The 22,592-nt window shown below is 64.1% G+C and carries 16 protein-coding genes; 4 read left to right on the top strand and 12 right to left on the bottom strand.

Annotation, left to right across the window (positions count from 1 at the left end):
• The 3 genes from treS to glgB are packed head-to-tail and all read right to left on the bottom strand — an operon-like array spanning window position 1 to window position 7,288.
• A complete protein-coding gene (gene treS / locus AC1DSF_RS05145) occupies window positions 1-3,327 on the bottom strand; it encodes a maltose alpha-D-glucosyltransferase (protein WP_478123784.1) in 3,327 nt (1,108 codons plus the stop codon).
• 6 nt (window positions 3,328-3,333) lie between these two features.
• A complete protein-coding gene (locus tag AC1DSF_RS05140; protein ID WP_478123783.1) occupies window positions 3,334-5,379 on the bottom strand; it encodes an alpha-1,4-glucan--maltose-1-phosphate maltosyltransferase in 2,046 nt (681 codons plus the stop codon).
• Window positions 5,372-7,288, bottom strand: a complete 1,917-nt coding sequence (glgB, locus tag AC1DSF_RS05135) for a 1,4-alpha-glucan branching protein GlgB (RefSeq protein ID WP_478123782.1) — start codon at window positions 7,286-7,288, stop codon at window positions 5,372-5,374. Before glgB ends, AC1DSF_RS05140 begins: the two co-directional genes overlap by 8 nt.
• 219 nt (window positions 7,289-7,507) lie before the next feature.
• On the opposite strand from glgB, the gene AC1DSF_RS05130 reads away from it, so the two are divergent.
• A complete protein-coding gene (locus AC1DSF_RS05130) occupies window positions 7,508-7,858 on the top strand; it encodes a PRC-barrel domain-containing protein (protein WP_478123781.1) in 351 nt (116 codons plus the stop codon).
• Window positions 7,859-7,915: 57 nt separating this feature from the next.
• Here the strand turns inward: AC1DSF_RS05130 and dhaK are convergent, their stop codons facing one another.
• Genes dhaK through AC1DSF_RS05085 form a run of 9 tightly spaced genes read right to left on the bottom strand, consistent with a single transcriptional unit; the run spans window position 7,916 to window position 16,344 of the window.
• Entirely contained in the window at window positions 7,916-8,905 is a 990-nt protein-coding gene (dhaK, locus tag AC1DSF_RS05125; protein WP_478123780.1) for a dihydroxyacetone kinase subunit DhaK, read from the bottom strand.
• Window positions 8,902-9,546 carry a dihydroxyacetone kinase subunit DhaL gene (gene dhaL, locus AC1DSF_RS05120; RefSeq protein ID WP_478182425.1) on the bottom strand — a complete coding sequence of 215 codons (645 nt, stop codon included), beginning with the start codon at window positions 9,544-9,546 and terminating at the stop codon, window positions 8,902-8,904. Before dhaL ends, dhaK begins: the two co-directional genes overlap by 4 nt.
• Window positions 9,547-9,573: 27 nt before the next feature.
• The gene (locus tag AC1DSF_RS05115; protein ID WP_478123778.1) at window positions 9,574-10,611 is read right to left on the bottom strand and encodes an ABC transporter ATP-binding protein; all 1,038 of its coding nucleotides are present in this window, start codon (window positions 10,609-10,611) and stop codon (window positions 9,574-9,576) included.
• Window positions 10,604-11,725: an ABC transporter ATP-binding protein gene (locus tag AC1DSF_RS05110; RefSeq protein ID WP_478123777.1), complete on the bottom strand. Its 1,122-nt coding sequence runs from the start codon at window positions 11,723-11,725 to the stop codon at window positions 10,604-10,606. The genes AC1DSF_RS05115 and AC1DSF_RS05110 overlap by 8 nt, the downstream gene beginning before the upstream one ends.
• Window positions 11,726-11,728: 3 nt before the next feature.
• Complete coding sequence (locus tag AC1DSF_RS05105) at window positions 11,729-11,956, bottom strand: hypothetical protein (protein ID WP_478123776.1); 228 nt, start codon at window positions 11,954-11,956, stop codon at window positions 11,729-11,731.
• A 10-nt stretch (window positions 11,957-11,966) separates the two neighbouring features.
• Window positions 11,967-12,935, bottom strand: a complete 969-nt coding sequence (locus tag AC1DSF_RS05100; protein WP_478123775.1) for a carbohydrate ABC transporter permease — start codon at window positions 12,933-12,935, stop codon at window positions 11,967-11,969.
• Between the two features lie 9 nt (window positions 12,936-12,944).
• Window positions 12,945-13,898, bottom strand: a complete 954-nt coding sequence (locus AC1DSF_RS05095) for a carbohydrate ABC transporter permease (RefSeq protein WP_478123774.1) — start codon at window positions 13,896-13,898, stop codon at window positions 12,945-12,947.
• Between the two features lie 25 nt (window positions 13,899-13,923).
• Window positions 13,924-15,255 carry an ABC transporter substrate-binding protein gene (locus AC1DSF_RS05090; protein ID WP_478123990.1) on the bottom strand — a complete coding sequence of 444 codons (1,332 nt, stop codon included), beginning with the start codon at window positions 15,253-15,255 and terminating at the stop codon, window positions 13,924-13,926.
• Between the two features lie 57 nt (window positions 15,256-15,312).
• Complete coding sequence (locus AC1DSF_RS05085; RefSeq protein WP_478123773.1) at window positions 15,313-16,344, bottom strand: LacI family DNA-binding transcriptional regulator; 1,032 nt, start codon at window positions 16,342-16,344, stop codon at window positions 15,313-15,315.
• Window positions 16,345-16,570: 226 nt separating this feature from the next.
• On the opposite strand from AC1DSF_RS05085, the gene AC1DSF_RS05080 reads away from it, so the two are divergent.
• The 3 genes from AC1DSF_RS05080 to AC1DSF_RS05070 all read left to right on the top strand — a co-directional run bounded on the left by AC1DSF_RS05080 (window position 16,571) and on the right by AC1DSF_RS05070 (window position 22,552).
• Window positions 16,571-17,449, top strand: a complete 879-nt coding sequence (locus AC1DSF_RS05080; protein WP_478123772.1) for a GDSL-type esterase/lipase family protein — start codon at window positions 16,571-16,573, stop codon at window positions 17,447-17,449.
• Window positions 17,450-17,517: 68 nt separating this feature from the next.
• Entirely contained in the window at window positions 17,518-19,416 is a 1,899-nt protein-coding gene (locus tag AC1DSF_RS05075; protein WP_478123771.1) for a propionate--CoA ligase, read from the top strand.
• A gap of 253 nt (window positions 19,417-19,669) precedes the next feature.
• Entirely contained in the window at window positions 19,670-22,552 is a 2,883-nt protein-coding gene (locus tag AC1DSF_RS05070; protein WP_478123770.1) for a 2-oxoglutarate dehydrogenase E1 component, read from the top strand.
• The last annotated feature ends 40 nt before the right edge of the window (window positions 22,553-22,592 follow it).

Below are 22,592 nucleotides of genomic sequence, written 5' to 3'. Positions count from 1 at the left end.
TCAGCGAACGGCCGTTCGTTCAAGCAATGCGAGGATTCCCTGCAACGGAACGGGCACCCAGTCGATCCGGTTGTTCAGTTCGTAGCGCAGTTCGTAGAACGCCTTCTCCAGCTCGAAGAGTTCGAGAAGCTGCCTGTCGACCGGACCCGACTCCGGGGCCAGGACCTCCTGGTAGCCGGAAAGAAATGCGGCTCGCGTCTCGCCCTCCCAGGCGCGCGCCGCGGCGTCCAGGCGCACCAGCTCCTCGGCATTCTGGGCAGCGCGGCGCAATGCGCTCCAGCGCGCGTAGTTGAAGGAGCGCAGCATGCCGGCGACATCGCGCAGCGGCGATTGCTTGGTACGGCGCTCTTCGATCGGCCGTGCGGGTTCGCCTTCGAAATCGATGATTACGAAATCGTTTCGCGTCAGCAGCACCTGTCCGAGGTGATAGTCGCCATGGAATCGCGTTCGCCACGCTGTCTTGCCTGCAAGATACACGCCATCCACGAAGGTATCGACCGCCTTGCCCATGCCGAGCAGTCTCGTCGCGTCGTCCTGCGCGCTGGCGGGCAGCGTGGTGCGCACGAATTCGCCGAGCTGCCTGAGTGTGCCCGCGGCCTCGGAGCGCACGGTTTCGCGGATCTTTTGAAGGTCGGCATCCGCCATCGGCACCGGTTCGAAGGCGGCGTTGCCAGTGCGCTTGGCGAGCGCATTGTGCAGTTCGGCCGTGCGGGCGCCGAGGATGCGGATCAGCGCGAGAAATGCGCCGTGCAGCTCGGGCGTGGTTGCGCCGTCGGTATCACGCAGTTCGCCCAACACACGTTCGAGGTACGCCAGCGTGTATTCCCATCCGTCGCCCTGGTTCGGCACGTAGGCCTGCAGCAGCGCGAGCGTCATGACCGTGCCGTCCTCGCCCAGGTATTCGAGCGCGCCGGCAATCGGAACCCCATGCACGAAACCGGCTTCTTCCGTGAGGAAGCGGCCCATTTCCAATTCAGGATTGACGCCCGCGCGCAGTTGGCGGTAGCCCTTCAGGAACAGGGTTTCGCCGAGCGTGACCACCGTGTTGCTGCTGACCGGGCTGGGCGGACTCACGGGCAGCGTATCGATGACTTCAGCGGGAAACTCCCGCCCCAGCGATGTGGGCCGGAAGTGAAGCTCGCCGTGGTCGGTGCGAAGCCGCGTTTCATGCACGATGGCGCGAACGACTTGGCGGCAGAACGCCTCGTCGAAGAAGGCATCGCCCATGACGCCGACGTTCGCCTGCTGCCGCACCTTTGCGATGGCGGCCTGCTGCAGCGATTTCATGCGCTCTTCGTCGCGGTCTTCCCACGCGAGAGCCAGCGGCATGAAGTAGGTGGCACCGCCGGGCGGTCCTTGCAGAGCCAGCAGCGGCAGCATCCAGCTGTAGCCGTCGATGTTCCAGACTGCCTGGTCGCGAAACGCGGCGCGCTCGATGTGTGAACCCTTGGTGGCATACCAGCGCTGGGCTTCGATGTGCGGCGGCAGCGTGTCAGTCTCGATCTGCCGACTCAGCCGGTCGGCAAAGCCGATGCGCCAGGGCACCACGCGGTCCCTGAAGATGCTGGTCCAGCCGTCGAAGAGCACCAGCACGGGGCGGTCGAGAAGGGCGACACCTTCCTGGTGCCAGCTTGGCATGGGGGCCTCCTCGGCGAGCCTGAACCAATAGAAGCCATGCGACGTCAACGTGAGCAGATAGGGCAGTTCGCCGATCGGCGGAAACGATGTGCGGCCCAGCATCTCGACAGGCACCCGGCCCTTGAACGCCGAGAGATCCAGTTCGACCGGCTGCGCCGCGCGCGACAGGTTGAACACCGACAGGATCACGTCGTCGTCATGTTCGCTGATGTAGGCGAGGATCTTTCGATTGCCCGGCTTGAGGAACGTGCGGCGCCCGCGCCCGAAGGCCCGGCTCGTCTTGCGCACCGCGAGCATCCGGCGCGTCCAGTGCAGCAGCGAGCTCTTGTCGCGCAACTGCGCTTCGACGTTGACGGCCTCGTAGCCATACATCGCATCCATGATCGGCGGCAGGTACAGGCGCTGCGGGTCCGCGCGCGAGAAGCCTGCATTGCGGTCCGGGCTCCATTGCATGGGCGTCCGAACGCCGTTGCGGTCGCCGACGAAGACGTTGTCGCCCATGCCGATCTCGTCGCCGTAATAGATGATGGGCGACCCCGGCATCGACAGCAGCATGCTGTTCATCAGCTTGATGCGGTCCTTGTCGTTGTCCATCAACGGTGCGAGCCGCCGGCGAATGCCGAGGTTGATGCGCGCCTGCATGTCCGCGGCATAAGTCGTGTACATGTAGTCGCGCTCGCGGTTGGTCACCATCTCGAGCGTCAGTTCGTCATGGTTGCGCAAGAAGATGGCCCATTGGCAGTTCTCGGGAATGTCGGGCGTCTGCTGCAGGATCTCGACGATCGGGTCGCGGTCTTCCTGTGCGATGGCCATGTACATGCGCGGCATCAATGGGAAGTGATACGCCATGTGGCATTCGTCGCCTTCGCCGAAGTAGCCGCGCACGTCCTCCGGCCACATGTTGGCTTCGGCCAGCAGGAATCGGTTCTTGTAGTTGGCATCGATGGCTGCGCGCAGCTTCTTGATGACTTCGTGCGTCTCGGGCAGGTTCTCGTTGGTCGTGCCGTCGCGCTCGATGAGATAGGGGATGGCGTCCAGCCGGAAGCCGTCCACCCCCATGTCGAGCCAGAAGCGCATGGTGCGAAACACCGCTTCGAGCACCTGGGGGTTGTCGAAGTTGAGGTCGGGCTGATGGCTGAAGAACCGATGCCAGTAATACGCCTTGGCGACCGGATCCCACGTCCAGTTGGACTTCTCCGTGTCCGTGAAGATGATGCGGGTGCCCGCATAGAGCGTGTCGGTGTCGCTCCAGACATAGAAGTTGCGCTCTGGCGATCCGGGCGGCGCCGTGCGCGCGGCCTTGAACCACGGATGTTCGCTCGACGTGTGGTTGATGACCAGTTCGATGATCACGCGCAACTCGCGCTTGTGCGCCTCTTCCAGCATGTCGCGGAAGTCCTGCAGCGAGCCGTATTGCGGATGCACGTCTTCGTATTCGGCAATGTCGTAGCCGTCATCGCGCAGCGGCGAAGGATAGAAGGGCATCAGCCAGATGGTGTTGACGCCCAGGTCCTTCACGTAGTCGAGCTTGCTGGCCACGCCCTTGAAGTCGCCGACGCCGTCGGCATTGGAGTCCAGAAAGGCTTTGACGTTGAGCTGATAGATGACCGCATCGCGGTACCAGGTCGGATCGCCGGAGGTGTCGATCTCGGTGGTTTCGAGGACGAGTGTCGGCAGCGGGGCGTTCATGGGCGCCTATTGGAAATAATCGAAATCGCGCTCGTCTCGCACCCGCCGCCGCACCGCAAGGATGTGTGCGGGCAACCGGTTCGGATCGAGCAGGATGTAGTGCCATGCGCCGCGCCACGTGAAACGCTGGTCACTCAGGAGGTCGTGCATCTGGAAAGGCTTGTCGCCCTCCACGCCGACGAGCGCGGGATCGAGATGGACCCAGCCGGCCTGCACGTTGTGCGGATCGAGGTTCACCACCGTCACTACGACGTGCGAGCCGTCCGGCGTGGCCTTCATGTAGGCGATCAACTGGTCGTTGTCGATGTCCAGAAACCGCAGGCTCTCGTCGGCCTGCAAGGGTGCGTTGGTATGGCGGATCTGATTGACGCGCGCAATGAAAGGGCGCAGGCCGCGGTCGGGGCTCCAGTCCCAGTCGCGCAACTGGTACTTCTCGGAGTCGAGGTATTCCTCGCTCGAAGGCTCGCGCGGCTTGTATTCCATCAAATCGAAAGCCGGGCCATAGATGCCGTAGTTGGCCGACAGCGTGGCAGCGAGCACCAGCCGCGACTTGAATACGGCTTCTTCGCCCGTCTGGAGTGCGGCGTGAAGGATGTCAGGCGTGTTGGGCCACACGTTCGGCCTGAAGTAGTCCTTGCCGGGGCCGCGTGTGAGCTCGGTGAAATACTCCGTCAGCTCCTGCTTCGTATTGCGCCAGGTGAAGTAGGTGTACGACTGCGTGAACCCTAGCTTGGCGAGGCGATGCATCACCTTCGGCCGCGTGAAGGCCTCGGCCAGGAAGATCACCTCCGGGTGCTCGCGCTTGACCTCCGTGATCGCCCATTCCCAGAACCCGAAGGCCTTGGTGTGCGGGTTGTCGACGCGAAACACCGTGACGCCCTGCGCGATCCAGTGGTCCAGCACCGACTTGAGCTCACTCCAGAGCCCCCGCCAATCCGGGCTCTCGAAGTGAAAGGGATAGATGTCCTGGTACTTCTTCGGCGGGTTCTCCGCATACTGCACGGTGTTGTCGGGCCGCCATCGAAACCATGTCGGATGCGCCTTCACGTAGGGATGGTCCGGCGCGCACTGAAAGGCGATGTCCATGGCCACGTCGATGCCCATCTCCGCCGCCTTGGCCACCAGGCGCCGAAAATCTTCCGCCGTGCCGAGCGCGGGCAGGATGTCCTTGTGCCCGCCTTCAGCGGCACCAATGGCCCATGGACTGCCGACGTCGCCGGGCTCGGTCGCCAGCGCATTGTTGCGGCCCTTGCGTTGCAGGCGGCCAATTGGATGGATCGGCGGGAAGTACAGCACGTCGAAGCCCATCGACGCCACCAGCGGAAGGCGCTTCTCGACGTCACGAAAGGTGCCGTGCGCGCCCGGCGTGTCCGAGGCCGAGCGGGGAAAGAGCTCGTACCAGGTGCTGAAGCGGGCGCGCTCGCGATCCGCCACGAGCGGCAGTTCCGCCGCGAACCGGGCCTCCAGGCTGCGATCGGGATTGCGCGTGGCAATGGCGGCCAGTTCGTCGTCAAGCGCGAGCGCCTTGAGCTCGTTCGCATTCACGCCCGGGTTGGTGGCGCGTTCGTCAAGTGCGCGCGCCCATTTCGCAAGCGCCTGACGGTCATCGCCGTTCGCTCGGCCTGCCGCTGCGGAAATCTCGAGCGCTCCGGTGCGCGCGGCAACGCGGATGTCTTCCGGATCCACACGGCGAACGAGCTCGTGCCGCCACGATTCGAACGCGTCGACCCAAGCGACCACGGTGTAGAAGTAGCGCCCGGGCATGGGCGGCGTGAAGTCGGCATGCCACTCGTCGTTGTAGCGCAGCTTCATCGGCAGCTCGTGGCGTGAGGCATCGCCGTCCTTCCACCACTGGAGCATCACGCGGGGCACATCGTGCCCGTCGGTGAAGACATGTGCCGTCACCCGAAAGCTCTCGCCCGCGACGCGTTTGACCGCAAAACGGCCGCCGTCGACGACGGGCAGCACGGCATCGACTACAGCGCGGCGCCGGCCGTCCGCCGCATCGACGGGTTCGGGCATGTGCGGCGGCGACAGCAGGGCGCTAGGCATCGGACTGCACCTTGAAAAAGAGCGTGGAAAGCGGCGGCAGCGTCAGGCACACGGAGTACTTCTGTCCGTGCGAATGCATCGGTGCGGCTTGCACAGCGCCAAGATTCCCCCAGCCCGAGCCCCCGAACGTACTGGCATCGCTGTTGAGGATCTCCCGCCATGTGCCGTCCCGAGGCACGCCGACACAGTAGTTCTGACGCGGCACCGGTGTCAAGTTGCACACCACGAGAACCGAGTCGCCCGCGCGTGAGCGCCGCAGGAAGGCGACCACGCTCTGCTTGTTGTCGTTGGGTTCGAGCCACTGAAAGCCGTCCGCGGAGAAATCCAGCTCGTGCAGCGCCGGCTCCGCCCGGTAGACACGATTGAGTTCGCCCACCAGATGCTGAACGCCCCGGTGCTCGCTCGAATCGAGCGAGGCCCAGTCGAGCTGCCCTTCATGCGTCCACTCGCGCCGCTGACCGAACTCGCCGCCCATGAACAGCAGCTTCTTGCCCGGATGCGCCCACATGTAGGCAAAGAGCGAGCGCAGGTTCGCAAACTGCCGCCACGGATCGCCTGGCATCTTGCCGATGAGCGACCCCTTGCCATAGACGACTTCATCGTGCGACAACGGCAGCACGAAGTTCTCGCTGAAGGCATAGACCATCGAGAAAGTCAGCTGATGGTGATGGAAACGGCGATGCACCGGATCCTCGTGCATATAGGCGAGGGTGTCGTGCATCCAGCCCATGTTCCACTTCATTCCGAAACCGAGGCCGCCCATGTCGGTAGGCCGCGAGACCTTGGGCCATGCGGTCGACTCCTCCGCGATCGTGAAAGTGTCCGGCTGCTCGCGGTACACCGCGCGATTGAGTTCCTGAAGGAAACCGATCGCTTCGAGGTTTTCGCGCCCGCCGTGCTGATTGGGAATCCACTGCCCGCCCTGGCGCGCGTAGTCCAGGTAGAGCATGGACGCCACCGCATCCACCCGCAGGCCGTCGATGTGATAGCTGGCCAGCCAGAAGAGCGCCGATGAAATGAGGAAGCTGCGAACCTCGTCGCGCCCATAGTTGAAGATTGCCGAGTTCCACTCGGGATGAAAGCCCTGGCGCGGATCCGCGTGCTCGTAGAGATGCGTGCCGTCAAAGCTGGCGAGCCCGTGCGCGTCCGTCGGGAAGTGGGAGGGCACCCAGTCGAGGATGACGCCGATCCCGCGCTGGTGCAGGTGGTCGACGAAGTACATGAAGTCCTGGGGTGTGCCGTAGCGCGATGTCGGCGCGAAGTACCCCGTCGTCTGGTAGCCCCAGGAGCCGTAGAACGGGTGCTCCGTGATCGGCATCAGTTCGACGTGCGTGAAGCCGACCGAGACGACGTAGTCGGCCAGTGCATGCGTGAGCGCGCGGTAATCCATCGGACGGCCGTCTTCGCGACGCCAGGAGCCTGCATGCACTTCGTAGATCGAAATCGGCGCGTCGAGGCTGTTGCGGGCCGCGCGCGTGCGCATCCATTCGTCGTCGGCCCAGGTGTAGTCGAGCGACCAGAGCCTGGATGCGGTTGCCGGCGGTGTTTCGGCGAAGTACGCGAGCGGGTCCGCTTTCTCGATCACCCTTCCGGACTTGCACAGGATGCGGTACTTGTAGGCTTGACCGTGCCGCGCGGCTGCCACCTGTCCGTGCCAGACGCCCGTGGAGTCCGGGCGCGGAGACAGCGGGTCGGCATGGCCGTCCCAGTGGTTCCAGTCGCCGATGACGGCGACCGAGCTTGCGTTCGGCGCCCACACGGCAAAGAAGGCGCCGTCTTCTTCCTTGTCGGCCAGTCGGCCGCCCAGCCGTTCGTAGAGCCGCGAGTGCGTTCCCTCGCGAAAAAGATAGGCGTCGGTGTCGCCGAAGGTCACGGGGGAGTTCAAGGGAGTGGTCCGGTCAGCGGTCAAAGGAGCTTTGTAGTCCTGTGCGCCTGTGCTGCCACGAGCGAAAGCACGCGACCGCGTGTCGGACGGCACCTGACGAGCGTTCCGCCCGGAAGGACGACAAGCGCCTATGCAGATCGGGCCAGTGGATGCCTACAGTTGTGCGGCATGTACCCCGATGTCGTTCGGCACGCCTGCGCGAGATACCCGAACTCACCCTTTCATCCAACCAAGGAGACTTTCATGACCCCTGAATCGACCAGCGACGTCATCTCTTCCGAGCGCGTCGAGGGCACAAACGTCTACAACAAGGCGGGCGAGAAGCTCGGGTCCATCGACGACATCATGATCGACAAGCGCTCAGGCCAGGTCCGCTATGCCGTTCTCGAGTTCGGTGGCTTTCTCGGCATGGGCACGGACCGCTATCCATTGCCTTGGAACATGCTGACGTACGACACGTCGATGGACGGTTATGTCGTGCCGCTAGACAAGGCCAAGCTTGAAGGCGCACCGCGCTACGCCGAGACGCAGGCGCCGGAATACACGCCTGACTACAGTCGCAGCGTCAACGACTACTACGGGGTGAGCTGGTAAGCAGCCAGGCAAGTTGCCGACGCGAGCGACCGTTCGCGTCGGCACGCCAGAGCCGCCTCACATGCCCCAGCGGAGCGCTGCCGTGTGCACTGGCGCATCCCAGAGCGCCAGCGTCGCCTCGTCCATGGCGCTCACGGTGACCGAGCACCCGGCCATCTCGAGCGACGTCACATACGACCCGGTGAGGTAGCGCGCGACCTTGAGCTGCTGGCCGTCGAGCACCTTGCGCACCGCATTCACCATCAAATACAGCTCCATCAGCGGTGTGCCCCCGAAGCCATTGACCAGCAGCAGCACTTGCTGCCCAGGCTTGAGTGAAAGGTCCTTGAGGATTGCGCCGCTGAGTTCGGCCGCAATGTCGTCCGCCGACGAGAGCCTGACCCTTCGCCGGCCGGGTTCGCCGTGGATGCCGACGCCCATCTCCATTTCGTCCGCCCCGATCTGAAAGGTCGGCTTGCCGGCCGCAGGCACCGTGCAGGACGTGAGCGCCACACCCATCGAGGCGGTGGCCTTGTTGACGGAATCGCCAAGCGCCTTCAGGGCCGCGAGGCTGTCGCCCCGCTCGGCCGCGGCGCCGAGGATCTTCTCGACGATCAATGTGCCTGCGACGCCGCGCCGCCCGGTGGTGTAGGTGGAGTTTTCGACCGCAACGTCGTCGTTGACGATGACGGTTGCGTTGTCGCAATCGACCATCTCCGCGGCCATCTGGAAATTCATCATGTCGCCCGAATAGTTCTTGACGATGAACAGCACGCCCGCGCCTGTGTCCACCGCCTGCGCGGCCGCCAGCATCTGGTCGGGGGTTGGCGAGGTGAACACCTGCCCGGGACAGGCTGCATCGAGCATGCCGTGGCCGACGAAGCCCGTGTGCAGCGGCTCGTGGCCCGATCCACCGCCCGAGATCAGCGCAACCTTCCCGGGCTTCGGCGTGCGACGGCGCACGAAAGGCCCGGTCTCGCCGAGCGCCACGATGTCCGCATGCGCGGCTGCAAAGCCGTCCAGGGATTCGGTCAGCAGGGAATCGACGTCGTTGATGAGCTTCTTCATGTTGCGCTTTCAGGCGAAAGGTCAGGCGGAATGGAAGAGGTTTGCGCCGGCGAATCCAGGCTGTCACAGATCGCGGCGATGATCAATGCCACCGAACGCGAGCCCGGGTCTACATGGCCCAGCGCACGATCTCCGAGAAAGGATGCCCGGCCCTTGATCGCATCCATCGCGGCGGTCGAATCGGCGCTCGCGAAGGCGCAGTCGCGAACCCGGTCGAGCAGGTCGTCGCCGCCTTGCGCGAGCAGCTTCTGCACGGGATCGAGCACATCGAGCAATGTCTTCTGGCCCACTTCGGCCTTGCCAAGGCGGGTCAGGGCCTTGATGCCGGCATCGAGTGCGGCGGCCATGGCGCTGGCCGTCGGCGGGTCAGGCAATTCCTTGGCGAGCGTGATCATCAGCGTGCCGAACACCGGCCCGGACGAGCCGCCGATGGTCGACATGCAGGTCATGCCCATGGTGCGCAATGCCTCGTTGAGCGACTGACCCGCAAGCTCGCCGAGCTTGCCCTGAATGGCGAGCGCGCCCCGCCGCATGTTGAGCCCGTGGTCGCCGTCGCCGATCGCCTGGTCCAGGGCGGTCAGTTCATCGACGTGGTCGATCAGCGTCTGCGTCGCGTTGCGGATCATGTCGATGTCGGCCATGTGTGCTCCAGGTATTGGTTGCTTGCTTCATGCGCTGATGCGCCGGCCCTCGGCGTCGAACCACAGCGGGCGCGTCAGCTCGACCTGCACCGCGTCGTCGGGCTCAAAGCTCTCGTTCGCGGCTGCAGAGACGATGAGTTCCTGGTCACTGTCGTCGAGCCCGACGTGCACCAGGTGCAGGTCGCTCAGTCGTTCGATGCGCCTGACGCGCGCGGCACGGTGCGGCCTGCTGGCCGCGCCCGCAGCTTGCCCATGCAATCTCAGGTGCTCGGCGCGCGCGCCGACGGTGACGGCGCGCGGGGGTGCGTCCAGCTCCGGCAGCAGTGCCCGCGCAAAGAGATTGATGCGTGGCGAACCCAGTCTGGAGGCCACGTGGACGCTGCTCGGGTTTTCGTAGATCTGCTGCGGCGTACCGACCTGCACCAGCACGCCGGCATCGAGAACGCCGATGCGCGTGGCCATGGTCATTGCTTCGATCTGGTCGTGCGTCACATAGAGCATCGTGGCGCCCAGGTCCTGCTGGATTCGCTTGAGCTCCAGCCGGAGGTCGTTGCGCAGCTTGGCATCGAGTGACGACAGCGGCTCGTCCATGAGGTAGATCGACGGATTGCGTACCAGGGCGCGCCCGATTGCCACGCGCTGCATCTGGCCGCCCGAGAGGCGGGTCGCCGGGTTCTTCAGTTTGTCGTGGATCCGCAGCATTCGAGCCACTTCCTCCACCTTGCGGCGCACTTCGTTCTCCGGAAGGGGACGCAACGGAGAGCGGAGCGGAAAGGCAAGGTTGTCATAGACGTTCAGGTGCGGATAAAGCGAATACTGCTGGAAGACAAACGCCACGTCGCGCAGCGCTGGCGCGATAGCCGTGGCGTCGCGCCCGCCGATCGAGATGCGGCCCGCATCCGGCGTTTCGAGGCCGGACACCAGCCGCAGCGTGGTGGTCTTGCCCGCGCCGCTGGGGCCGAGCAGCACGAAGAACTCGCCGCTTGGCATGTCGAGCGTCAGCCCTTCGATGGCCCGCACGGCGCCGAAGCGCTTTTCGACGTTGGCGAGGCGAAGCTCAGCCATGGCGTGCTCCCTGCCGGCCGCGCTGCGGCGTCTCGTCGCGGGCGGTGCGCAAGGCTCGGCCCGATGCGGCGTCGAAGAGCGATATCACCGATGCGTCGAAGGCGAGCCCGACATGATCGCCGCGCGCGACCGGCAGCGTGACATCCACTTTGGCGCGCACCGTGGCGCCTTGTGCGGTGGCGAGCGTGACGACGGTGCGGGTGCCGAGGTATTCGGTCCCGAGCACCTCCGCGCGCAAGGTCGAAGCATCTTCGAGACGCAGATGCTCCGGCCGTATGCCGCAGAGCAGCGGGCGCGGTGCGACGTCTTCACGCAGTGTGGGCACTTCGATCTGCGTGGGTCCGATGCGGATCGCCTGTTCGCCGCTCGCGAGCCCCGCCTCGAAGGGCAGGAAGTTCATCGAAGGCGCGCCGATGAAGTCCGCGACGAAGACACTCGCGGGCCGCTCATACACCTCCAGAGGCGCACCGAGCTGCTCGATCACGCCTTCGTTCATGACGGCGATCACGTCGGCCATCGCCATCGCTTCCATCTGGTCATGCGTGACATACACGGTGGTGGCGTGCAGCCTGTCGTGCAGTGCGCGCAGCTCCTGGCACATCACTTCGCGGAATTCGGCATCGAGCGCGCCGAGCGGTTCGTCCATGAGAAAGGCCTTTGGCTGGCGCACGATCGCACGGCCGAGTGCCACGCGTTGCCGATCGCCGCTCGACAACTGCGACACCGGCTTGTCCAGAAGATGCGTGATGCGCAGCGTGCGTGCCGCCTTCTCGACCTCGCGGCGGACCTCCGCGCGCGCCATGCCTTGCGACACCAGCGGAAAACCGATGTTGCGACGCACGTTCATGTGCGGATAGAGGGCGAACATCTGGAACACGAAAGCAATGTCGCGTGCCGATGCCCGCTTGAAGCTGACGTCTTCGTCGCCGAGGAAGATTCGGCCCGAGGTCGGCAGCTCGAGGCCCGCGATCATCCGCAGCGTGGTGGTTTTGCCGCAGCCCGATGGGCCGAGGAGGCAGAAGAAATCGCCGTCCCGCACGGTGAAGCTGGAGTTCTTCACCGCCGTGAAGTCGGCGAAGGCTTTATGCAGCTGATGAACGCGTATCTCTGCCATGGCTCACTCGGGAAACTTGGAGACGACCATGAACAGCGCGGTGCCGAACAGCGTCGTGGTGAACGACCACGTGAACAGCGCCATTGCCAGCGGTTGCAACATCATCACGAGCCCGGCGGTGATCACGAGGCAGGCGACGATTTCCATCGGTCCGCGGCGCAGCCAGCGCGGCCAGCGGCGCCGATCGGGTGAGGCGGGGGAGAGCGAAGAGGCGGTCGGCATGTCTGGCATTCGTGCACTCCTACTTGCGCACCGCGCCGAAGGTGATGCCGCGCAACAGGTGCTTGCGCAGAAGGATCGTGAAGACCAGGATCGGCACCAGGAACAGCGTGGTGCCGGCGGCAACGGCCGGCCAGTCCTGCCCACCTTCGCCAATGATGATTGGGATGAAAGGCGGCGCCGTCTGTGCGGTGCCCGAAGTCAGCAGCACCGCGAAGGCGTATTCGTTCCACGCGAAGATCAAGCAGAAGATCGACGTCGCAACAATGCCGGTGGTGGCTTGCGGCAACACCACCTTCCGAAAGGCCTGCAGGCGCGTGTAGCCGTCGACCATTGCCGCTTCTTCGTATTCGCGCGGGATCTCGTCGATGAAGCCTTTCAGCAGCCAGACCGCGAGCGACACGTTCACGGCGCTGTAGAGCAGGATCATCCCCAGCCGCGTGTCCGACAGCCCGAGTTCGCGGTACATCAGGAAGATGGGGATCGCCACCGCGATGGGCGGCATCATCCGCGTCGACAGGATGAAGAACAGGAGATCGTCCTTCAGCGGCACGTTGAAGCGCGAGAACGCATAGGCCGCCATCACGCCGATGCCGACCGACAGCACTGTCGAGCCGAAGGCGATGATCAGCGAGTTGACGAATCTCGGGATGTAGTTGGACCTGCCGGCGACCACCATGTTGTCGCCCCGCGCGACTTTGTCGCACACATCGCTCGGCGGTGGCAGCGCGGCGATGTATTCGGGCGTCTGGCGCGAGCGCGTCGTGAAGAGGTTGCAATAGCCCTGCGGCGAAGGCGTGAACAGGATCTTCGGCGGATAGCTGATCGAATCCGTCGGCGTCTTGAAGCCGGTCAGGATGATCCACACCAGCGGGATCATCGTGACGAGCGCGTACAGGACGACGACGGCGCCCGCGACCCGCCGTGTGCGCGAACTCGGCTCAACGACCGAGTGCGCTGTGCTGATGCCCATGCTGGTGCTGGTGCTCATGTGCGTCCTTCAGCGGTTCTTCACGTGGTTGAGGGCCTTGACGTAGATGTTGGCAAGGCCGAACACCGCAACGAAAAGGATGATGGCGAAGGCCGACGAATACCCGGTGCGCCATTTCTCGAAAGCCTCGCGCTTGAGCGTGATCGAGGCAAGCTCGGTCGCCGAGCCGGGCCCGCCCGAGGTCAGCAGGTTGACCATGTCGAACATCTTGAAGTTCTCGATGCCGCGGAAGAGCACCGCCAACATGATGAAGGGCAGCACCATCGGCAGCGTGATCGACCAGAACTGACGCCACTTGGAGGCGCGGTCGACCTCTGCGGCCTCGTAGATGTAGTCCGGAATGGAGCGCAGACCCGCAAGGCAGATCAGCATCACGTAGGGCGTCCACATCCAGGTGTCGACGATGACGATGGCCCAGGGCGCAAGCTTGACGGAGCCGATCATCTCGAAAGACGACGCCGGCACGCCCGACAGGTACGAGACGGCGTAGTTGAACAAGCCGGTCTGCGGTTGGTAAAGGAAGGCCCAGAAGTTGCCAACCACTGCGGGCGACAGCATCATCGGGATCAGGATCATCGTGGTCCAGAAGCCATGGCCGCGAAACTTGCGATCGATCAGGTAAGCCAGTGAGAAGCCAATGAGCACCTGCAGGAAGATGGTCCAGAAGAGAAAGTGCGCCGTTGCCTGCATCGCCAGCCAGATGTCGGGATCGGTCAGCACCGACACATAGTTGTCGATGCCGACGTCGACCACGGCTGCGTTGGGCCGGTTGGCCCGGTAGTTGGTGAACGACAGCTTGATCGTCCAGATCAGCGGAAAGATGTTGATCGCCAGCAGCAGCAGCATCGTCGGGCCGACGAACAGCCATGCGATGGCGCGGTCGGAGAGCCCGCGCATCCGCACCGCCACGCTGGGCGGTGTGGCTTGCGCGGCGCGCACGACGATGAAGGGCGGGTTTTGCATGCCGGTTCCGCGTGTGCTTCCCGTACTACTTGGCCTTGCCGTCGTCCTTGAAGACCTTCTTCCAATCGACCACCAGTGCATCGAGCGCCTCCTTGGCAGTACCCTTGTCGGCGACCACATAGTCGTGCACGCGCTTTTGCATCGACAGCAGCAGTTGCGCATACGAAGGCTCGGCCCAGAAGTCGACGACCATGTTCATCGAGTCGAGGAACGGCTGCGCGAACGGCGAGCTCTTCGGGTATGCCGGGTCGTTCAGCACGGCCTTGGCAGCCGAAGAGCCGCCGATGGCCTGCCACTTCTTCTGCACGTCAGGGTTCGCGAACCACTTGATGTATTGCAGTGCCTCATTGCGATTGGGCGAGTATGAAACCACCGAGATCCCCTGGCCGCCGAGCTGCACGCCCTTGGTCTTGTCGGACGGATTGACGAAGAAGCCGATCTTTTCGCCGCCGACGTTCGGGTCCTTGTAGAGGCCCGGGAAGAAGGCGAACCAGTTCATCATCATCGCAACCTGGCCCGATTTGAAGGCGTCGAGCCCTTCGGTCATGTAGGCATTGGTCAGCCCGGGCGGCGTGCTTCCCTTGTAGAGCGCCTTGTAGAACTCCAGGCCGCGCACCGCGTCGGGCGAGTTGACGAAGCCGTCCATGGCATACGGCTTCTTCGGGTCTTCGTACTTGAAGCCCATCGGGTAGAGAACGTTGGTCACGCCCATCGTGATGCCCTCCGAACCGCGCTCGGTGAACAGGTAGGCGCCATAGACCTTCTTGCCGTCGATCATCCGGCCCTGGAAGAACTCCGCCACTTCCTTGAACTCGCCCCAGGTTTTCGGCGGCGCGAGGTCGCGGTTGTACTTCTTCTTGAACTCGGCCTGCAACTCGGGCTTGGCGAACCAGTCCTTGCGATAGGTCCAGCCCACCGCATCTGCCATGGCGGGCAGGGCCCAGTAGTTGGGCGTGTTCTTCGGCCACTCCGCATAGCCCACCACGGTGGCGGGCGCGAAGTCGGTCATCTTGATGCCTTCCTTGTCGAAGAACTCGTTGAGCTTGACGTACTGGCCCTGCTCGGCCGCGCCGCCAATCCACTGGCTGTCGCCGATGATGAGATCGCACAGCTTGCCCTTGGAGTTGAGCTCGTTGAGCATGCGGTCGGCAAAGCTCGTCCACGGCACGAACTCGAACTTCATCTTGATGCCGGTCTTGGTAGTGAAGTCCTTCGAGAGTTCGACCAGCGCATTGGCCGGGTCCCACGCGGCCCAGCAAAGGGTGATGGTCTTGTCCTGGGCACGGACGTCCACGGGGGTCAGGCTGAGCACGGTGGCAGCGGCGAGGGCGATCACCCCCGGGAGCATCTTCGACATCGATTTCATGAGCTGTCTCCAAAGATTTGGGTTCAGGGGCACATACCGGGCGTCCGCTCAATGAAGGTTCTCGGCCGTCAGGATCTCGATGCGCGGCTGCACCACGTTGAGTGCACCGCGAACGTTCTCGCACAGCGCGCGCAGAACGCGCGCCGCCGTCAACACGCAGTAATGGATGTCCTGGTGCAGGACGTAGGAAAGGGCGTCCGCGCTCAGCAAAGAGGCGTGCGCGTCCGTGAAGTCATGGGCGACCACGCCAACCTGCGGCGCGAGGCCGCTTTGCGCCATGGCCCGCGCAACCCCGGCGGTGCCGGAGCCGACGTTGTAGATGCCCGCCACCCGTGCCGGATCGATGTCGTCCTTCAGTGCTTGCAGCAGTGCGTCGCAAGCGCCATCGTCGTCGGCCGGCAGATCGGGCGTGCGCATCAGGCGCAGCCTGGGAAAGCGCTCTTCGAGGACATGCGCGAATCCGATGCGCCGTTCGATTTCCGCCGAAAGGCGCGTTGCCTGCGAGGACAGCAGCAGCGTGTCGCGGCGGCTGTCGTTCGACATCCGTCCGAGCAGCAAGCCCGCGGTGCGGCCGGCGGCGCGGTTGTCGGCTCCGATGCAGGTTTCGCGCATCGAGCCGGCGACGTCCGAGAAGAGGGTCACGACATGGACGCCGGCGCGCACCAGTTCGTTGATCGCGCGTTTGATCGGCGGCAAGTCCGGCGCCAGCACGGCAACCCCCTCGCAATTGCCGACTTGCGCCAACTCGTCGGCAAAGCGCGCGGGATCGGTAGCGTCGATGCGATGCGTGACCTCAGTGATATGGGCATGCCGGAAATCGCCTGCCGCCTGGGCAATCTGCCTCTCGACCAAGTCCAGGAACGGTGAGGCATCGGCCGGCAGCACATAGGCGAAGCGCGAATTCGCGGCCCGTCGCGGCCGTCCCGGTTGCTGCGGCGCGCCGAGTTCTTCGACCACCTGCATCACGCGCTGAACGGTTTCGGCATTGACGCCCGGGCGCCGGTTGAGCACGCGATCGACAGTGGCCGTCCCCACACCAGCGGTGCGTGCGATGTCTGCGATGGTGGGCGCGGAGGACATGGGCGATGTCTTTATGACGGAGTTGATCGTATTTAAATCTTTAATTAAATCAATCAGGGTTTTGGAGCATCCAAGACAGCCCCGAGCCGACGCCTCGGATGCCGCCCAGCGCCTCTGGCAGAGCGTCCGCGCTGTCCTGCAACAAAATGACATGGTTTCCGGCAGCCATTCAACTGGCACCTTCTCGATAAAGAACACAGTTGAAGAGAAGAAGAAGGAGATCCCGATGCACTTGCCGGTCAACAGAATGCCGACCGTGATCGGTGCGTCCGCCGCGATGGCTGCGATTGCGCTCGCTTCGGTCACCGCGGCGCAGTGGCTGCGGGTGCGGCACTCACTTCGCACGGCCCGCACCACGTGGGCGGTCGATCACCCCTACCAGTGCAAGCCCGAGCAGCCGTCGGCGCGAGTCCTGGTGCTGGGCGACAGCACCGGTGTGGGGCTCGGCGCCAATCTGCCGGACGAATCGATCCCGGGAATGCTCAGCGCGGACCATCCGCAGGTCGAGATCACGAACCTGGCCGTCAGCGGCGCGCGATTGGAGGACGTTCGCAATCAACTCGACGCGCTGCCGGCCGGCGCTGCGGAGCCTGCCTACGACCTGATCCTCTTGATGGTGGGCGGCAACGACGTGCTGCGCCTGACGCCCACGGCGCGCCTTGCCCTGGATGCCGATATCCTGCTGCCCGAACTGACCCGGCGCGGCACGAAGGTGCTCTGGCTGTGCAGCGCCAACCTGGGACTTGCACCGGTCTTCATGGCGCCGTGGTCATGGTGGGCGAGTTCGCGGACCTATCGGGTGTGCATGCTCTTCGAGCGAATGGCCGCGCGGCACGGCGTGCGCTTCATCAGCGTCTTCGGTGAGCGGCGAAAGGAACCGTTCTCGAGCGAGCCTTCGATCTATTTCTCGCCCGATGGCGTCCATCCCAGCAGTGCCGGATATCGCGCCTGCTATGAGCACCTGCGGGAGGCGGCCTGCCTGAATGAACTGATTCAGGATGCGCAAAGGCGCAACGCCGCCACATCCATGCTCGATGTGACTGCGCCTGTCGCCGCCACGCATGCAGCGTCTTTGCGCGTGGCGTGCGACGGGGGCGCCGTGTGAGTCAGCTTGCCGAAAGGCAACGGCTCATACTTGCAGCACGGCCTGCAGAGCCGACAGGAGACAAGCCCATGAGCCGCTATGCGGAGTTCTATCGCCGTTCCATCGATGCGCCCGAAGCGTTCTGGGCCGAGCAGGCCGAGTTGATCGACTGGAAGACGCCGCCGAAACAGATCCTCGATGCGAGTTACCCGCCTTTCGCGCGATGGTTCGCAGGCGGCACGACGAACCTTTGCCACAACGCGGTCGACCGGCATCTTCCTGAGCGCGGCGATCAACGGGCGTTGATCTTCGTGTCGACCGAAACCGGCGTCGAAAAAAGCTACACCTTCCGCGAACTGCACTCTGAAGTGCAGAGGATGGCCGCAAGCCTGATCGAACTCGGTGTCGGCAAAGGCGATCGCGTGCTGATCTACATGCCGATGATTCCGGAGGCCGCCTTCGCGATGCTGGCGTGCGCACGCATCGGGGCCATCCATTGCGTCGTCTTCGGCGGCTTTGCGAGCGGGTCGCTGGCATCGCGCATCGATGACGCCGCGCCAAAGGTCATCGTCAGCGCCGACGGAGGATCGCGCGGCAACAAAGTGCTGGCCTACAAGCCGCTGCTGGATGAGGCGATCCGCCTGTCGGCGCACAAGCCGTCCGCCGTGTTGCTGGTCGACCGCGGCCTCGCGCCGATGGCACTCACCGAAGGGCGCGACCATCTTGCGGCGCCGCTCCTCGAAAAACTCCGTGACACGGCTGTGCCATGCACCTGGCTGGACGCCACCGACATCAGCTACACCATCTATACCAGCGGCACCACCGGCAAGCCCAAGGGCGTGCAGCGCGACACCGGGGGCTATGCGGTGGCGCTTGCCGCGAGCATGAAGCACATCTTCGACGGCCGCGCCGGCGAGACGTATTTCTCGACCAGCGATATCGGCTGGGTCGTCGGCCACAGCTACATCGTCTATGGCCCGCTGATCGCCGGCATGGCAACCATCATGTACGAAGGCCTGCCAACGCAAGGCATCGACCGGCAACCTGATGGCGGAATCTGGTGGCGGCTGGTCGAGAAATACAAAGTCACGGTGATGTTCAGCGCGCCGACCGCGGTTCGCGTGCTCAAGAAGCAAGACCCCGCATTGCTCAAAAAATACGATTTGTCGAGCCTCCGGGCGCTTTTCCTGGCCGGCGAGCCACTGGACGAACCCACCGGCCGCTGGATCGGCGAGGGCCTCGGCGTGCCGATCATCGACAACTATTGGCAAACCGAGTCCGGTTGGCCGATCCTCACCGTGGCGAATGGCGTCGAGCCCACACCCAGCAAGCCGGGCAGCCCCGGCATCCCCATGTACGGGTTCAAGGTCAAGATCGTCCACGAAACCACCGGGGAAGAGCTTGTCGGCGCAGGCGAAAAGGGCGTCGTCGTCATCGAGGGCCCCACGCCCCCAGGTTTCATGCAGACCATCTGGAAAGACGATGCCCGCTTCATCGATACCTACTGGAAAAGCATTCCCGGAAAGATGGTCTATTCGACCTTCGACTGGGGCATCAAAGACGAGGACGGCTATTTCTACATCCTCGGCCGCACCGACGATGTCATCAACGTCGCCGGCCATCGCCTGGGCACCCGCGAAATCGAAGAAAGCATCTCCGGCCACCCCAACGTCGCCGAAGTCGCCGTGGTCGGCGTCGCCGACCCCCTCAAAGGCCAAGTCGCCATGGCCTTCGTCGTCCCAAGGAACGCGGCCGCCGATGCCGATTCCGCATTGCGTCTCGAAGGAGAAATCATGAAACGCGTCTCCGACGACCTCGGCGCACTCGCCCGTCCCGCCAGAGTCCGTTTCGTCACCGCCTTGCCCAAGACCCGCAGCGGCAAGCTCCTCCGCAGAGCCATTCAGGCCGTCTGCGAACACCGCGACCCCGGCGACCTCACCACCATCGACGACCCCTCAGCCCTCCACCAAATCACCAACTCCCTTTAACCGCCCGCCGCCCCAATTCGCGAAGTACCGCGGAACCGGCTTAGCCGGGCCGCTGGTATTGCCCCCGGTGGGGGGGGCTGAGCGACACGAAGTGCGCGAGCCTGGGGGCGAGCAACAGTGAACAGTGGCACAATGCGGCGGTACTCAGGCCCTTCCCCAGCCACAGTCGCATCCGCCAACCGGTTCAGCCGTGTCGCGGAAGGTTTCTTAAACCAGCTAGTGCTTCCTTCAGGGAAGCGAAGGTCAGCGGAATATGAGCGATTCCTCGTCGACGTCTTCGTCCGTCTACAGCGCCTATCAAGGCAACACCTACCTCTTCGGCGGCAACGCGCCCTATGTCGAAGAGATGTACGAAAACTACCTCACCAATCCCGGCAGCGTGCCCGACAACTGGCGCTCGTACTTCGACGCGCTGCAAAACGTCCCGGCCACCGACGGAACCAATGCCAAGGACGTACCGCATCTGCCGGTCGTCAATGCTTTCGCGGAACGCGCCAAGCAGGGCACGTCGAAGGTCGTCGTCGCCACTGGCGCTGATTCCGAACTCGGCCGCCAGCGCACCGCCGTCCAGCAACTGATTGCCGCCTACCGCAACGTCGGCGCCCGCTGGGCAGACCTCGATCCCCTCAAGCGCACCGAGCGCCCAGCCATCCCTGAACTCGAACCATCGTTCTACGGTTTCTCCGACGGTGACCTCGAGACGGTGTTCAACACGAGCAACACCTTCTTCGGCAAGGACACAATGTCCCTGCGCGACCTGCTCAACGCCCTGCGCGAAACCTACTGCGGCACCATCGGCGCCGAGTACATGTACATGACCGACCAGGCGCAAAAGCGCTGGTGGCAGCAGAAGCTCGAAAGCGCCCGCACCAATCCGAAGCTCACCCCGGACGAGAAGAAGCGCGTGCTGGAGCGCCTCACCGCGGCCGAAGGCCTCGAACGCTTCCTGCACACCAAGTACGTCGGCCAGAAGCGCTTTTCGCTCGAAGGCGGCGAAAGCTTCATCGTCTCGATGGACGAACTCATCGACCAGGCCGGACGGCGTGGCGTGCAGGAAATCGTCATCGGCATGGCGCACCGCGGCCGCTTGAACGTGCTGGTCAATTCGCTGGGCAAGCTGCCCGCGGACCTCTTCGCCGAGTTCGACCACACGGCCCCCGAGGACCTGCCAAGCGGCGACGTCAAGTACCACCAGGGCTTCAGTTCCGACGTGTCGACGTCGGGTGGCCCGGTTCATTTGAGCCTGGCCTTCAATCCTTCGCACCTCGAAATCGTCAATCCCGTCGTCGAAGGCTCGGTGCGCGCGCGCATGGACCGCCGCGCCGATCCGCTCGGCAAACAGGTTTTGCCCGTCATCGTGCACGGCGATGCGGCCTTTGCAGGGCAGGGYGTCGTCATGGAAACGCTGGCGCTGGCGGAGACGCGTGGCTACTCCACGGGCGGCACGGTTCACATCGTGATCAACAACCAGATCGGCTTCACGACCAGCGATCCGCGCGACAGCCGCTCGACGCTGTATTGCACCGACATCGTCAAGATGATCGAAGCCCCCGTGCTGCACGTGAACGGTGACGATCCCGAAGCGGTGGTGCTCGCCACGCAACTCGCGCTCGACTTCCGCATGGAATTCCAGAAGGACGTGGTCGTCGACATCATCTGCTTCCGCAAGCTCGGCCACAACGAGCAGGACACGCCGGCGCTCACGCAGCCGCTGATGTACAAGAAGATCGCGCAGCACCCCGGCACGCGCAAGCTGTATGCCGACAAGCTCGCCGCCCAAGGCATGGGCGAGACGCTCGGCGACGACATGGTCAAGGCGCAGCGCGCCGCATTCGACGCCGGCAAGAACACGTCGGACCCGGTGCTCACCAACTTCAAGAGCAAGTACGCGGTCGACTGGAGCCCCTTCCTCAACAAGAAGTGGACCGACGCCGGCGATACGGCGATCCCCACCGCGGAGTGGAAGCGCCTCGCGGAACGCATCACCAAGGCGCCGGACAACTTCACCGTGCACCCGCTCGTCAAGAAGGTGCTCGACGACCGCGCCGCGATGGGTCGCGGCGACGTCAACGTCGACTGGGGCATGGGCGAACACATGGCTTTCGCCTCGCTGGTCGCCAGCGGCTATCCGGTCCGCCTGTCCGGCGAAGACAGCGGGCGCGGCACCTTCACGCACCGTCACGCGGTGCTGCATGACCAGAACCGCGAGAAGTTCGACGAGGGCACCTATGTGCCGCTCCAGAACGTGGCCGAGAACCAGGCGCCGTTCGTCGTCATCGACTCCATCCTGTCGGAAGAGGCGGTGCTTGCGTTCGAATACGGCTACGCCTCGAATGACCCGAACACGCTCGTGATCTGGGAAGCGCAGTTCGGCGACTTCGTCAACGGTGCGCAAGTCGTGCTCGACCAGTTCATCGCATCGGGCGAAGTCAAGTGGGGCCGCGTCAACGGCATCACGCTGATGCTGCCGCATGGGTACGAAGGCCAGGGCCCGGAACACAGCTCGGCCCGCCTCGAGCGCTTCATGCAGCTGTCCGCCGACACCAACATGCAGGTCGTGCAACCCACCACGGCCAGCCAGATCTTCCACGTGCTGCGCCGCCAGATGGTGCGCAGCCTGCGCAAGCCGCTGATCATCATGACGCCGAAGTCGCTGCTTCGTAACAAGGATGCGACTTCGCCGCTGTCCGAGTTCACCAAGGGCGGTTTCCAGACGGTCATTCCGGACACCAAGGACCTGAAGGCCGACAAGGTCAAGCGCGTGATCGCGTGCTCGGGCAAGGTCTACTACGACCTGGCGAAGAAGCGCGAGGAGAAGGGCACCGACGACGTGGCGATCATTCGCGTCGAGCAGCTCTACCCGTTCCCGCACAAGGCTTTCGCCGCCGAACTGAAGAAGTACCCGAACCTCGTGGACGTCGTGTGGTGCCAGGACGAGCCGCAGAACCAGGGCGCCTGGTTCTTCGTGCAGCACTACATCCACGAGAACATGCTGGAAGGCCAGAAGCTGGGCTATGCCGGCCGTGCCGCCTCGGCGTCGCCTGCGGTGGGCTATTCGCACCTGCACCAGGAACAGCAGAAGGCACTCGTCGACGCCGCCTTCGCAAAACTCAAGGGCTTCGTGCTGACCAAGTAAGAAGAACTCGATTCATTCACAAGAAACACGAAGCTGGAAC

It is taken from the genome of Variovorax sp. 01N429 (genome assembly GCF_056399425.1).
Note: the sequence above shows the minus strand (reverse complement) of the source record. Positions and strands in the feature narration are given on the sequence as shown.

Coding starts and splice junctions, on each gene's coding strand:
- treS (WP_478123784.1), bottom strand. CDS start 3,327: ATGAACGCCCCGCTGCCGACACTCGTCCTCGAAACCACCGAGATCGAC.
- AC1DSF_RS05140 (WP_478123783.1), bottom strand. CDS start 5,379: ATGCCTAGCGCCCTGCTGTCGCCGCCGCACATGCCCGAACCCGTCGAT.
- AC1DSF_RS05130 (WP_478123781.1), top strand. CDS start 7,508: ATGACCCCTGAATCGACCAGCGACGTCATCTCTTCCGAGCGCGTCGAG.
- dhaK (WP_478123780.1), bottom strand. CDS start 8,905: ATGAAGAAGCTCATCAACGACGTCGATTCCCTGCTGACCGAATCCCTG.
- dhaL (WP_478182425.1), bottom strand. CDS start 9,546: ATGGCCGACATCGACATGATCCGCAACGCGACGCAGACGCTGATCGAC.
- AC1DSF_RS05115 (WP_478123778.1), bottom strand. CDS start 10,611: ATGGCTGAGCTTCGCCTCGCCAACGTCGAAAAGCGCTTCGGCGCCGTG.
- AC1DSF_RS05110 (WP_478123777.1), bottom strand. CDS start 11,725: ATGGCAGAGATACGCGTTCATCAGCTGCATAAAGCCTTCGCCGACTTC.
- AC1DSF_RS05105 (WP_478123776.1), bottom strand. CDS start 11,956: ATGCCAGACATGCCGACCGCCTCTTCGCTCTCCCCCGCCTCACCCGAT.
- AC1DSF_RS05100 (WP_478123775.1), bottom strand. CDS start 12,935: ATGAGCACCAGCACCAGCATGGGCATCAGCACAGCGCACTCGGTCGTT.
- AC1DSF_RS05095 (WP_478123774.1), bottom strand. CDS start 13,898: ATGCAAAACCCGCCCTTCATCGTCGTGCGCGCCGCGCAAGCCACACCG.
- AC1DSF_RS05090 (WP_478123990.1), bottom strand. CDS start 15,255: ATGTCGAAGATGCTCCCGGGGGTGATCGCCCTCGCCGCTGCCACCGTG.
- AC1DSF_RS05085 (WP_478123773.1), bottom strand. CDS start 16,344: ATGTCCTCCGCGCCCACCATCGCAGACATCGCACGCACCGCTGGTGTG.
- AC1DSF_RS05080 (WP_478123772.1), top strand. CDS start 16,571: ATGCACTTGCCGGTCAACAGAATGCCGACCGTGATCGGTGCGTCCGCC.
- AC1DSF_RS05075 (WP_478123771.1), top strand. CDS start 17,518: ATGAGCCGCTATGCGGAGTTCTATCGCCGTTCCATCGATGCGCCCGAA.